Source organism: Bradyrhizobium sp. LB11.1 (genome assembly GCF_040549385.1).
Lineage (GTDB): Bacteria > Pseudomonadota > Alphaproteobacteria > Rhizobiales > Xanthobacteraceae > Bradyrhizobium.
The window spans coordinates 55,357-68,352 of record NZ_JBEPTH010000018.1 but is presented as its reverse complement, the minus strand read 5'-3'; the positions used below and the strand labels follow the sequence as shown (position 1 = coordinate 68,352).

The 12,996-nt window shown below is 58.9% G+C and carries 10 protein-coding genes and 3 pseudogenes; 10 read left to right on the top strand and 3 right to left on the bottom strand.

Translation table 11 applies throughout. The features are described from left to right. Window positions 1-3 precede the first annotated feature (3 nt). Window positions 4-1,830, bottom strand: coding sequence for a glutamine--fructose-6-phosphate transaminase (isomerizing) (gene glmS / locus ABIA96_RS32105; RefSeq protein WP_354140926.1), 1,827 nt, complete (start codon window positions 1,828-1,830; stop codon window positions 4-6). A 1,590-nt stretch (window positions 1,831-3,420) separates the two neighbouring features. Here glmS and ABIA96_RS32100 point away from each other — a divergent pair. The 7 genes and pseudogenes from ABIA96_RS32100 to ABIA96_RS32070 all read left to right on the top strand — a co-directional run bounded on the left by ABIA96_RS32100 (window position 3,421) and on the right by ABIA96_RS32070 (window position 9,150). Beyond that, window positions 3,421-3,750, top strand: coding sequence for a RedY/HapK family protein (locus ABIA96_RS32100; RefSeq protein ID WP_354140925.1), 330 nt, complete (start codon window positions 3,421-3,423; stop codon window positions 3,748-3,750). Between the two features lie 260 nt (window positions 3,751-4,010). Beyond that, window positions 4,011-4,790 (top strand): class I SAM-dependent methyltransferase, encoded by a 780-nt coding sequence (locus ABIA96_RS32095; RefSeq protein ID WP_354140924.1) that lies wholly within the window; start codon window positions 4,011-4,013, stop codon window positions 4,788-4,790. Between the two features lie 404 nt (window positions 4,791-5,194). Then, window positions 5,195-5,938, top strand: a complete 744-nt coding sequence (locus tag ABIA96_RS32090; RefSeq protein ID WP_354140923.1) for a peptidogalycan biosysnthesis protein — start codon at window positions 5,195-5,197, stop codon at window positions 5,936-5,938. A gap of 376 nt (window positions 5,939-6,314) precedes the next feature. Beyond that, window positions 6,315-6,788 carry an IS66-like element accessory protein TnpA gene (gene tnpA / locus ABIA96_RS32085; RefSeq protein ID WP_354140922.1) on the top strand — a complete coding sequence of 158 codons (474 nt, stop codon included), beginning with the start codon at window positions 6,315-6,317 and terminating at the stop codon, window positions 6,786-6,788. Next, window positions 6,769-7,053 (top strand): IS66 family insertion sequence element accessory protein TnpB, encoded by a 285-nt coding sequence (gene tnpB / locus ABIA96_RS32080; protein ID WP_354140921.1) that lies wholly within the window; start codon window positions 6,769-6,771, stop codon window positions 7,051-7,053. Before tnpA ends, tnpB begins: the two co-directional genes overlap by 20 nt. Window positions 7,054-7,174: 121 nt before the next feature. Continuing rightward, a pseudogene (gene tnpC / locus ABIA96_RS32075) lies at window positions 7,175-8,745 on the top strand (IS66 family transposase). Between the two features lie 126 nt (window positions 8,746-8,871). Further along, the gene (locus ABIA96_RS32070; RefSeq protein ID WP_502918865.1) at window positions 8,872-9,150 is read left to right on the top strand and encodes a helix-turn-helix domain-containing protein; all 279 of its coding nucleotides are present in this window, start codon (window positions 8,872-8,874) and stop codon (window positions 9,148-9,150) included. 98 nt (window positions 9,151-9,248) lie between these two features. Here the strand turns inward: ABIA96_RS32070 and ABIA96_RS32065 are convergent. Together ABIA96_RS32065 and ABIA96_RS32060 are read right to left on the bottom strand one after the other, a co-directional pair. Further along, window positions 9,249-9,556, bottom strand: a pseudogene (locus tag ABIA96_RS32065) (ISL3 family transposase); the annotation flags it as partial. 94 nt (window positions 9,557-9,650) lie between these two features. Next, a complete protein-coding gene (locus ABIA96_RS32060; RefSeq protein WP_354140919.1) occupies window positions 9,651-9,797 on the bottom strand; it encodes a hypothetical protein in 147 nt (48 codons plus the stop codon). Window positions 9,798-9,948: 151 nt separating this feature from the next. Between ABIA96_RS32060 and ABIA96_RS36655 the strand changes: the two are divergent. The 3 genes and pseudogenes from ABIA96_RS36655 (at window position 9,949) to ABIA96_RS32040 (ending at window position 12,960) form a co-directional block, all read left to right on the top strand. Next, a pseudogene (locus ABIA96_RS36655) lies at window positions 9,949-10,438 on the top strand (transposase). A 1,065-nt stretch (window positions 10,439-11,503) separates the two neighbouring features. Then, window positions 11,504-12,631: a Re/Si-specific NAD(P)(+) transhydrogenase subunit alpha gene (locus tag ABIA96_RS32045; protein ID WP_354140917.1), complete on the top strand. Its 1,128-nt coding sequence runs from the start codon at window positions 11,504-11,506 to the stop codon at window positions 12,629-12,631. Between the two features lie 11 nt (window positions 12,632-12,642). Further along, window positions 12,643-12,960, top strand: coding sequence for a proton-translocating transhydrogenase family protein (locus tag ABIA96_RS32040; RefSeq protein ID WP_354140916.1), 318 nt, complete (start codon window positions 12,643-12,645; stop codon window positions 12,958-12,960). Window positions 12,961-12,996: the final 36 nt, after the last annotated feature.

Sequence of the window (12,996 nt, the reverse complement as noted above, 5' to 3'; positions counted from 1 at the left end):
CACCTATTCGACGGGGACCGATTTAGCTAGATTGCGTGGTTGGTAGACGTCTGTGCCCATCACCAACCCCGTATGATACGCCAAAAGCTGCATCGGAATGTCATAAACTATCGGAATAAAGCTTGTCGCCACGTCAGGCAGTACGATTGTCGCGAGTGAGTCCACAGTGGAAGCTTCGGCCCCCTTTGCATCGGTTATTAAGATAATGTCGCCGCCTCTTGCTGCAACTTCTTGCATGTTTGAGACTATCTTTTCGAACAGCAGGTCGCGAGGGGCGATCACCACGACCGGCGTGCCAGCGTCGATCATTGCAAGCGGGCCGTGCTTGAGCTCACCCGCAGCATAGCCTTGGGCGTGGAGATGGGCGATTTCTTTCAGCTTCAGCGCTCCTTCTAGCGCCAGCGGAAAGGAGCTGCCGCGGCCGATATAGAGCACGACACTCGACTTGGCGATCTTCCGCGCGAGACGCGCGATCTGCGGCTCGGTCGCAAGCGCTGCTGCAATCAGCCGAGGAACTTCGATCAACTCCTGCACGAGCCTAGCCTCGTCGGCCCGAGACAATTTAGCGCGCGCTCTCCCCGCGGTGATCGCAAGAACCGCTAGCACCGTCAGTTGGCACGAGAAGGCCCTGGTCGAAGGGACGCCGATTTCCGGCCCGGCCAGGGTCTGCAACACGGTCTCGCTCTCACGCGCAATCGTCGAGGTCGGTACGTTGACTACGGAGAGCGTGTGCAGTCCAAGCGACTTGGCGTAGCGCAGCGCCGCCAGCGTATCAGCCGTCTCGCCGGACTGCGAAATGAGGATGGCGAGATCGCGCTCCCGCAGAGGCAATTCGCGGTAACGGAATTCAGAGGCGACATCGACCTCGACGGGGACGCGGGCCAACCGCTCGAACCAATATTTGCCGACGTGACCTGCATAGCTTGCGCTACCGCAACCGGTTATCAAGATTCGACCAAGGTCGTCGAAATCGAATGGAAGCTTCTGAGGCAATGCGACGCGCGCGGCCGCCACATCGATATAGCGCGCCAGCGTACGTCGGACGACTTCCGGTTGTTCGTGGATTTCCTTGGCCATGAAATGGCGATAATTCGCCTTGTGCGTGAGGAGCGGCGACGCGCTACATTTCAGCCCCTCGCGATGGGCAACGATGCCTTGGATGTCATAGATCACGAGCGAGTTGCGGGTCAGAACGGTCCAGTCGCCGTCCTCCAGATGGGTAATGGTCTCCGTGAAAGGCGCAAGCGCGATCTCATCCGACGCCAGATACATTTCGCCGGTGCCACGGCCGATAGCAAGCGGCGAGCCATTGCGGACCCCGATCAATAGGTCGTCGTGGCCCTTGAACAGGAAGACTAGGGCGAACGCGCCACGCAATTTAGGCAGCGAAGCCTTCACCGCGTCCTGAGGCGAACAGCCCTTCATCAGAAGGGAATCGATTATATGGGCGATCACCTCTGTGTCGGTCTCGGAAACGAATCTGGCACCCTGCTGTTCCAGGTCGGCGCGCAGCTCAAGAAAATTTTCAATAATGCCATTATGCACGACCGCCACATTGTCAGTCGCATGCGGATGAGCGAAATTCTCGGTCGGCTTTCCGTGGGTGGCCCAGCGGGTATGCCCGATTCCGATATGCCCCCACAGCGGCTGAGCGCGCAGTCGGTTCTGTAGGGCTTCCAACTTGCCCGCGGCGCGCCGCCGATGAAGATGAGAGCCTTCCAGCGTCGCAACGCCTGCAGAGTCATAGCCGCGATATTCCAGGCGCTTCAGCGAAAGGAGCAATTGCTCTGAGACCGGACTGCGTCCCAAAATGCCGACAATTCCGCACATGCAGATCAATATGCTCCGCAGTTACCGTTGAACACACGTCTTTCCTGTTGTCGCCGACAAGTTAAAGGCGTTGCCGGATCAATGAGGCCTCACATTATTTGCCTGCCGCAAATTAGCAATTTGCATGCCAATAGCGTGCGAGTTTACAATGCTCATTTTTCGAAACGAAGCTCTTGGTTCTGCGAAGCGTATCCCGTGCGACAGGCTTTTCGGCGGAGATCATCATGCCAATCGATCATTCCGCACCTAGCAGGAACGAATTCAAACAGCGCTGGCTCTCGGCTGATCGTCCAGTGCTTGCCTAAACCGACGAGAATGCAGTGCCGGACAGGATACTCTGCCGAGGATAGCGCGAGAGCCAAATGGTGCGCCGCCGCGGCGCCGTGCCCAGAATGGGTCGGCCATCACGGCCATAGATTCAGACATTCGCCCTCGGCCTTGCTGCCCCATGGCGGCAAGAGTGATAATGGGAGACGGGTGAAGCAGAGTTTATCACACCGGTAAACGTGAATTCCTCTCGGCTACTCGCCACATCGTGCTGGTTCGGGGCCGAAGGCCCGCGAACGCGCCGAAATCCGCGCTAAGCAGCATGCCACCACTCTCAAAATCCTTGGCCCCGTTATAAGCCAACGCCCCATGCTGCCCTCAAGTCTCCGACGCGGTTTGCCCTTTCTCATCCCTGCCGACTGGACCCCAGAGTAGGCGCTTACCTCTTCGAGCTGCTCGCCGATCTATTCGCCGTCAGCAGCCGCCTCCATCAACGCAGACGATTGTCCGTCTTCGTACGTCTTCAGGCGATACGCCGCCAGCCACTGCCGGGCGTTTCGCGAAGCTCTCTACGGGTCCATCTCATCTTGCGCTCGAAAACTCGAACATCGAGGAGCCAATCAGGGACCACGATCTTGCCTCGTCGATCTCAACAGCTGCAGTCGCCGCCACGTGGCCACCGCGTTTTGATATTCAGCCGTGTATGGATCAAGACGTGTAGCTGCGAAAGTCGACAAGAGCGCGCAGTATTCCGCCCATGAGGCGCGAAGTAGTTGTTTTTTCGCACAAGCTCGCATGAGGGACTTGTGGCACGCCGTTTGCTGAGAGCTGGTGAGAACCCATTTCGAATATGGGCGGTCTCGCAGACACCCAGCCCGGAAATCACATGGCGCTTGCTCAACTGATTCAAGAAAATACGATCAACATCGCAGGGGTGCGTAAGATCCCACCAATAGGGAGCCGGTCGGGTGCGTCGCAGTTGCTTCTGTGGCTCGTGTTGTGCACGGGGTTGGTCCTTATCACGTCTGGAGAGCGGCAACGATCATGACATGCACTGTACTTCAAGGTCGCATCGATAACAATCGAGCGCGGGCCGAGTTGTCACTCAGAATATCAGACGCAAACGAACCGAGTTGTTCCCTTCCTAGAGGAGGCGAACCGTACGTTTTGCGCTAGCGCTTTCGCGGCAGTTATGTCCATCGGCCAGGGCAACCAGCGCAAAAGAACTTCGCTGGATTCGCACTCAGGTAGACGCGTCGCCTACACTTGTGACTGAGACAGACAGCCGCTTGAACTTTCATGCGGCAAAAGCCAAGAGCAGGAATGAAAATGGCTGTTGTTCGATTTGTGTTTGCCGCATTGAAGGCGGGTGTCAGCGGACCCGACTATGAACGATTCGAACGCGAGGTCGACTATATAGTCGCAAGCAAATTGAAGACCATCATCAGCTATTCAACGCATCGGATTACCGAAATCGGTCCTGGCATCTCAGGCGGGCCGTGGGATTATGTCGAGCGCATTGAGGTGACCGATCGCGCCGCGTATCAAGCTGAGCTGGCTGTGGTTGGCAAGGAAATGCTTAAGGAGCTCTACGAAAAGTATCTCGACCGATCCATGACGGTGTCGGTCTGGTCGGAGCAGATCGAGCCATGAGTCTCGCATGCTCACTTCCAGCAAAGGCTGCCTGGTAGACTCGAGCACCGCGCCAGAAATCTCATATGAGTTCGCGCGACCCGCAGCGCATCGTACACTTCACCATTGGGAGCAGATTTGAAAGCGTGCACGGCGATTGCGGTCTGGCACACGTTCGGCAAGACCTCTGTCTGCTGATTAAGTCCCGAACTCTCCGGTCAGGCTGACATGCTGGGTTGGTGCCGACGTTGCGTATAGTGAATGGAAGAAGTGGTGTTCTCATGTCCGACAACATTGACCAATTCGATGAACTCGCAGGTCTGCACGAGCATATGTCTCAGTGGCCTCTTCGACGATACATCGAAATACCGAGCGTACTAGAGGCGATTGGTGACGTTGATGGCCTGTCCATTCTCGATTTCGGGTGCGGCACGGGCGCATATTCGCGCATCCTTAAGGAACGCGGAGCGCTCTGCGTTGTAGGGTGTGATCCCGCGCCAGGCATGCTGAACTACGCGCGGCGTCGGGCAGAGAAAGAGGCGCTCGATATCTCCTTCATCTCCTATCTCTGCGCCAATATGAAAGCCCAATTCGACTTGGTACTTGCATCCTATGTGCTGCCCTATGCCGCCGACAAAGCTGAGCTGGACAGCATGTGCGTCGAAATGGCTGGACTGTTGCGTCCGGGCGGGCGCTTAGTATCCTTATCGACTCATCCGTCTTACAATCCGCACCCAAATCACTACGAACCCTATGGGTTCAGGCTCATTGCCGACGATCCTGAGAACCCTCATTTAGAAGGCCGACGTATCAGGATCGAGTTCTGCAAAGAGGGAGAACAGGGCGGCGTATTCGCATGGCATTGGCCCGCTCCTTCCTTGGAAAGGGCATTAGGACAAGCCGGGTTCCTGTCATTGAGATTGCGGGAATTGGGGCCTCTAGCGCACGCCCATATAGATCAGCTTCCCAAAGAGCTGCATCCATATCTCCAAAGTCCACATGCAATCATCATTGAAGGTGTACTTGCGCGTGACGCACGACATGCAGAGCGAGACCGATGATGTTTCTCCCATTCAGGAGCGTTCCGCAAGCTCTATGCGGCTTAGACGAGCATGACTGGGATGCCCTGGTCAGTGATAACAATTTCTATAATAGCTACCGATGGCTGCGAGGTCTCGAGCACTCATTCGGTACAACCGACGTGCTCGCGGTCCACGGGTCGGCCGGACTCGTGGCTGCGTGTTCACTTTGGGAGGGAAGCCGATCAGCTGGGATGTTCTTCCTACCAGATTGCATGGGGGATATTCCTGGCCCTTGGCAACAACCCTTTCTTTGGCTGGGGGGGCGGCGCAACACCCACAACGAGATCCCCTGCGTACAGGGCAGGCGAAGGCATGAGGCTTTGACAGAGCTAGCACGCAGCGCTCTATACTATGCTCAGGAGCGAGATTATGCAGGCTTTGTAATGCCCTACATGCCCTACCAGGCGGCGGTGGAATTTGCAGAAGTCATAGGGGGGGCTGTCGTTTTGCATTCTGCCGAAGCGTCTCTGGACGTGCCGGGCACAGGGCTCGCCGGGATGATGGCGCGCTCACGCGCGCATGATCGCAATCAAAGCAAGTCTGAAGTTGCGGCCTTCCGTCGAACGGGAGGCAAGATCGAATGGATACCAGCCGAACAACTCGATGACTTAGTAGCCGCTGATTTCGTAACCCAGAATAGGTCTCGGTACGGCAATGCCGAGGATCGGGACTGGATGGAAAAGATCCTGGCCGGGCAGAGGAAGGCGGGTGTGTCGCATTTTGGTGTTGCAGCGGTTTCCAAGCGTAACAACGAACCAACCGGAATGGCGGTCTTCTATGGCTTTGGAGCGGCACTTCACTTGCGCTACTTCGGGGCGGACTACAACCTCGATCTCAACGATTACAGATACTTCGTATTGTGCTATTATGAGCCTGTCGAATACGCTGCGGCGCGCGGCTTCAAGACATTGCGGCTTTCCACCTCTGCGCTGCGCGCCAAGGTGAACCGCGGGGCAAAGATCGAGCCCCAGGCGATCGTCGTCAAATGTGTTAGTGAACTGCACATCTGTCGCTCTGAAATCAAGCGGCACAATCGGTGTATGCTCAGGCAATATCAGGATCAATTCCCCGGCCATCTCGGCCGTGATTGGGAATTGGTCGAGTCTCATCAAGATCAGACTGGTTAAGTAGCTGCGAGATCAGGCTAAGACCCGCGGAGACTTAGGTGAGACGCCTCTCGACGCGGTGCCGGGACTCGGAGTGATTGATGCTGCGCTGGTTCTTCAAGCCAACATGACCAAGGCACGCTCGACGAGGATCCGCTGCGAACCTTCCGGATAAGCTTCGCGATCACGCAGCTGTGGCGCGAGAACAAGATCGAAGCTCACTGCTTCCCGGGCGGAGCGACACCCATTTCTTGAGAAATTCGTGCCGGCGGGCCTGGCCCTTTTATCGATCTCGGCCTCGCACCTTCCTCTACCGTAAGCGCGAATTTCCCTGCACCTTTTGCTTTTGGGTGCTCTGATGCATGAGGTGTCCACCAAAATAGGTGGACACCTTGTGATGGCAGACGATGATCAGAAACGGCGGGTCAGGCTTGTTGGTCGGAACGGTCGCCGGCGCTACGAGGCGACATCGAAGGAGCGTCTTGTCGCGAGTTGTCTTGAGCCTGGCGTTTCGGTATCGAGACTTGCGCTCGAACACGGGGTCAACGCGAACCTGCTTCGGAAATGGATCAAGAAGCACACCGCGACCAGGTCTCTCCCGCGGTCTTCCCCATCGGCGTTCATCCCGGTTCAACTTGAGGGGGCTTCCGATCGCGCCCTGTCGCGGGGGAGCAGCGTGGCGATGGTGGGTTTGCCGGCGGCTTGCGATGAAGTGCGCGGGTCGGAACCCAAGGGGACTACAGCTTTTTGTTCTCCGGCCAAAGTGAGCGCGTCGCTGCCGAACGGCGTGAAGGTCGCGCTGGAATGCGGCGATGTGGATGCATTGACGGCGATCATCGGAGCCCTGGGCCATGTTCAGACTGGGCGGTGACCTGCAGGTCTATCTGCACCGTGAGCCGATCGACTTCCGGGCTGGCATCAACAGCCTTGCGGTTCTGGTCCAGGAAACGATGGCGCTCGATCCGTTCGCTCCGGCGGTTTTTGCGTTCTGCAATCGCCGTTGCGACCGGATGAAGTTGCTGTTCTTCGACCGGTCCGGCTTTGTGCTGGTCCTGAAGCGGCTGACCGAGGACAAGTTCCGATGGCCGCGCCGCCAGGAGGCGGTCGTCACGCTGACGACCGAGCAATTGCACTGAATACTTGACGGCATCGATATCGATGCGATGGTCCGCCATCCGGTGCGGCAATATCAGGTTGCCGGCTGAGCTATCGAGTTGAGCGGTTGACGCGTCGGTACGGTTCAGATTCAAGAATCCGATGAATCGAACCGGCGAACCGAGTGTCGAAGCGCTGTTGGCGCGCATTGCTGCGCTGCAGGTGGAGAATCGTCAGCTCACGGGGCGCGTCGTCAGGCTCGAGGAAGAACTGGCGCTGGCACGCCTGCATCGTTTTGCGCCGCGCAGCGAAAAGCACGTCGACCGTCTGTTCAATGAAGCCGAGCAGGCCGCCGACGAGGATGATGCCGGCAGCGAAACGGACAATATCGACGAACTTCCGGACACGGGCTTGCCACCCGTCGAAAGCACAACGGGAAAGAAGCGCGGCCGCAGACCGCTGCCGGGGAACCTGCCGCGTGAGCGGGTCGAGTATGACCTGCCCGACGATCAGAAGGCGTGTCCTTGCTGCCGTGGCCAGATGCATCGCATGGGCGAGACTGTCACCGAGCAACTTCATATCGAGGTGAAGGCGAAGGTTTTACAGAATGTGCGCTTCAAATATGGGTGCCGCCATTGCGATCGCACCGGGATCAATGCCCCTGTCGTGACCGCGCCGATGCCGACGCAGCCCTTGCCGGGCAGCGTTGCCACGGCCTCAACGCTGGCGTTCGCGCTGGTTCACAAATATGTCGATGGCACGCCGCTCTACCGTCTGGCGCAGGCCTTCGAACGCGCAGGTGTTCCTGTCAGCCGCGGCGCTTTGGGTCACTGGGTGATCGGCTCGAGCGAGAAGCATCTGCATCGCATCTCAGACGCCCTGAAGCTGCGGCTCAGACTGCAACCTCTCATCCATGGCGACGAGACGACGGTTCAGGTCCTCAAGGAGAAGGACAAAAAAGCCACCAGCACATCGTACATGTGGGCTTATCGCAGCGGCCAGGGCAGTCACGAGCCCATCGTTCTTCTGGATTATCAGCCGGGCCGCGGCCAGATCCACCCGCAGGCCTTCCTCGGCGATTACCGTGGCATCGTGATGAGTGACGGCTATACCGCATGGCGCACGCTGGAAGGGGCCACCCACATTGGATGCATGGCCCACTCCCGACGGCGCTTTGCCGATGCCCTCAAGGCGAGGAAGAAGGGCGGCGGTCCGCCCGAGCAGGCGCTGCGGTTCTTCGAACAGCTTTACCGGGTTGAAAGGCAGGCGCGGGACGAAAAACCAGACAGAGGCGAAACGCCAGATCAATGCATTCGCCGCTTCCGCCAGCAACACAGCATTCCCGTCCTGAACGCCCTCAAGGAATGGCTCGATCAAATCGCCCCGAAAGTCTTGCCCGACAGCAAGCTTGGCGATGCCGTATCCTACACTCTGAACCAATGGGAATATCTGACGCGCTACACGCAAGACGGCAGGATGCCGATCGACAACAATCTCCTGGTGCGCGATATCAGAATCTTTGCCACTGGCAGAAAGAGCTGGCTGTTCAGCGACACCGTCGAGGGGCCAGGGCCAGTGCCGTCGTCTACAGTCTGATGCTGACCTGCCGCGCCTCACGCGTCGAGCCGTTAGCCTGGTTGCGCCACGTGCTCACCGAATTGCCTCAGCGCGCCGACGACGCCGATATTACCGACCTGCTGCCCTTCAACTTCCTCAAAACCGCCGCTGCCTGAACGGGTCAGATGCCGCCCTCGATACGAAGGCCATCCGTCAAAAGCGCGGGCGTCACCGTGCGGAGAAAATCGCGCTTACGTTATACCCCGTGGTTTGACAGGTTGCGCGATGGCATGCTTTGCCACATGAAAGCTCGTACGCTTGTGGCTCGGAATGTCCGTCGGATCCGCTTGAAACGCGGTATTTCGCAAGAAAGATTAGCTTGCGAGGCCGGGATTGACCGCTCCTACATGGCTAGTCTAGAGCGGCAATCGAAAAGTCCGACAATTGATGTTCTTGACCGCATCGCCGGAACGCTGGGCGTTCAATTGTTTGAATTCTTTGTTCGACCATCCAAACGTGCGGAGACCTCCAAGACGTTGCCTAAAAGTCGCAAGCTGCGTCCAGGACATGGGGAGGAATAACTATCATGCGTGCTGGGAGCTGGTCGGATTCAAGCGCACGTTGTGGTCCGAAGTGCCGCGACCGCCATGCAGCGCTGGGGCGCAGCGCCGTTTCGTCAACCAGCTGCCCATTGATCGTCAAGCCGTCAAGCCATGGCAGGTACTGATCGAGAGAACTCTCCCGGATCCGGAAGACGTCATGGCGTTCGCCGCGGATCACCTGTCGCACCAGCCCCTGCTGTGGCCAGTCGGGCGCATGATCTCCTTGATCGGCATTCCACCTTTCGACAGGCCCAAGATAGTCGCGTTGGCCTCCTCGCGCCGGAGATAGCCCTCACTAGAGACGTTCCGCAGCTGTTAGCAACTCGGGATCGATCGTCGTTGCTCCGATTGCGCTGCGGATCTGGCGCATCGATTTTCGGACGCAGAGAGGCCAACCTTTCGAGGCCTTTCTTGCCTTCAGGCAGTCGGGCCTTTCCTAGTGGCTCTGCACAGTGATTTTGACAGGTTGGGTCCGGCGGTCAGATTAGCTCCGGCAGGAGTTTCGGATCAATGAGGACCTCGACGCTGCGAGGCGTTTTTGGCTGCCGTCTGATGAGGCCGGCGCGTTCCAACGTCAGCGCCATCTGGTGAACCGAAGGCGGGCTGACGCGGAAATATTCCTGCATGTCGGTTTCGGCCGGGGCCTGCGATGCAGCCGGGTATAGAGATGGATAAAAGCCAGATACTGCCCCTGTGTGGGCGTGAAGGGGTTTGTCGAAGGACTCACGGGCCATCCGATTCAGTTGTTCGTGCGTGCCTCGAACGAGGCGGCACGCCATGAATGTACGCTATCGGGTCGAACTCAGCCAAATCGAACGCACCGAACTGAGGGCTCTGCTCAGCGGCGGCAAGCATACGTCCCGCAAGCTCAAGCGCGCGCAGATTTTGCTGGCCGCCGATGCCGCGACCGGCGACGAGGAGATCGCAAGGAGCGTCGGCGCGAGCGGCTCGACCGTGTACCGGACTAAGCGACGCTTCGTGGAAGGCAATCGTCCAGGATGATCTATCGACCCACTCCGCCGGCGCCCTGTATCAGGCGTTTCCGCCCGCCGAAGCCAGGCGGATTTGCGACGGCTTGAGTTCCACTACACCCCAAGCACGCAAGCTGGCTCAACATGGTCGAGATCGAAATCGGCGTCCTGCGGGGCCAGTGCCTGGATCGCAGGATCGACGCCGCCTGGGAACGATAACGAAATGCCGCACGCTCATGCATCAAAAATGGATGTTCACAACAGACAAGGCTCACGCCAAAATGGCAGGCGCCTAGCCCGCCACTTCCAAAGAGTCATAGTCACTGTGACGAGGTACTGGTTCTTTAGGCTTTGTACTGGCCTTTGACGGGGCTCGAGTGTCCGTCGCAACGTCGTGAGCAGCAAAATCCTGCAGGCCGCTCGGCGACTTTCAGGTCAAGCGTCTCCACACCAGGATCATACGGCAGCAAACAGCCAATCCCAGATAGCTCTGTCGGAACCGGTGATCGGGGCTGACCTTGGAGTCGAGCGGGCAGCCGACGTGAGAGCTGTCGCGGCCGAAATCTACTCGGCTCTGCCCCTGACGGCGATGGCCCTGCCTTGTATCCCGCGAGGAGGGTAATGTCCTCTGGGCTCCGTTGCGGCAGCATGGAACGTGTGCTGCGTCAGACAGTTTTCCGCTTCTTGGCTGCGGCACGAGGGCTCGACATTCGGTGCAGGTGCTGTCGAATGTTGATTCGAGCGTCGGTCTAGATCCATCGCATCTTGCAGGATTTTTTCGTTCACCTCCAATCTTGCGGCGGATTTCACCGCAAGCGTCCAGCGAAGGCAGTCAGATCGCCGAGAAACGAGGCCGTCGCGGTGCTATCTTGCGCGCAGACGCGAGGGAAAATGCAATGGGGCGGGGATCCAATGTGAAGCGCAATCGGCAGCTGGATGCAGCACGACGCCTGACGTTGAGGCTCATCCGCCGCAATCCTCATTTGGTTCTGAGCATCGAGTGAGCGAGCTTTCGTTGCAGGCGTGACGCGAAGGTCGGTATCCCGGCTCGGCGCATGGCGGGATGATCCGCGTCATGGAATGCCGCGCTGGCAACATTGTCTCTTCATTCGGACCATTGGATGACTGAGATCTCCATTGCCATTTGGCAGATCGCGCCGATTGGAAAAGCGGCGCAGCGCCGCGAGCTTAAAAGGCTCGGCGTCTTTAGGAAGGGCGCAAGGCAGGCAAATAGAGTCTAGCAAACGAGCTTTGTACCCAGTGCGAACAAGTCATCACTACGAACGAATTCGGCCGTTCCGCGGGCCTGCGCGCTTGGAAGACTATTGTATGAAGACAGGCGGCGCTCGCCGGGAGGTTTGGTGAAGATCGCCGTAACCAAGGAAATCGATCCGTCGGAGCCGCGTGTCGCCGCTTCGCCTGATACGGTGAAGAAGTTCAAAGCGCTCGGCGCCGAGATCGCCGTCGAGCCGGGTGCCGGCATCAAGTCGGGCCTGTCGGATTCCGAATTCACCGCTGTGGGTGCCACCGTCAGCGCGGATGCGCTTGTCGACGCCGACATCATCATCAAGGTGAAGCGTCCTGAGGCGTCCGAGCTTGCGCAATATAAGCGCGGCGCGCTCGTCATCGCCATCATGGATCCCTATGGCAACGAGGCCGCGCTGAAGACGATCGCCGATGCCGGCGTCTCCGCCTTCGCGATGGAACTGATGCCACGCATCACCCGTGCACAGGTGATGGACGTGCTGTCGTCGCAGGCGAACCTTGCCGGCTACCGCGCCGTGATCGAGGGAGCCGAAGCTTTTGGTCGCGCCTTCCCGATGATGATGACCGCGGCGGGCACCATTCCGGCCGCAAAAGTGTTCGTGATGGGCGTCGGCGTTGCCGGCCTCCAGGCAATCGCGACCGCGCGGCGTCTCGGCGCCATCGTCACCGCGACCGACGTGCGGCCGGCGACCAAGGAGCAGGTCGAATCGCTCGGCGCGAAATTCCTCGCCGTCGAGGACGAGGAATTCAAGAACGCGCAGACCGCCGGCGGCTACGCCAAGGAAATGTCGAAAGAGTACCAGGCCAAGCAGGCCGCGCTGACCGCCGAGCACATCAAGAAGCAGGACATCGTGATCACCACTGCGCTGATTCCGGGCCGGCCGGCGCCGAAGCTGGTCTCGGCCGAAATGGTGAAGTCGATGAAGCCGGGTTCGGTGCTGGTCGATCTCGCCGTCGAGCGCGGCGGCAATGTCGAGGGTGCAAGGCCGGGCGAAGTCGCTGACGTCGATGGCATCAAGATCGTCGGCTACACCAATGTCGCCGGCCGCGTCGCGGCGTCGGCCTCGAGCCTCTACGCGCGCAATTTGTTCAACTTCATCGAAACGATGTTCGACAAGACCAACAAGGCGCTGGCCGTGAATTGGGACGACGAGCTCGTGAAGGCGACCGCGCTGACCAGGGACGGCGCCGTGATTCACCCGAACTTCCAGCCGAAAGCGTAAGGAGAGCCGCGATGGAGCATGTTGCACAGGTCGTCGACCCCTTCGTCTTCCGGCTGTCGATTTTCGTTCTCGCCGTCTTCGTCGGCTATTTCGTGGTGTGGTCGGTGACCCCGGCGCTGCATACGCCGCTGATGAGCGTGACCAACGCGATCTCCTCGGTGATCGTGGTCGGTGCGCTGCTGGCGGTCGGCGTCGGCATGATCTCGAACGGCTCGGGCTGGGCGCGCGGCTTCGGTTTCGTCGCGCTCATCTTTGCCTGCGTGAACATCTTTGGCGGCTTCCTTGTCACCCAGCGCATGCTGGCGATGTACAAGAAGAAGTCGAAGTAAGCGGCCACCTCGGGCTGAAGGGATCAATGGGGACCT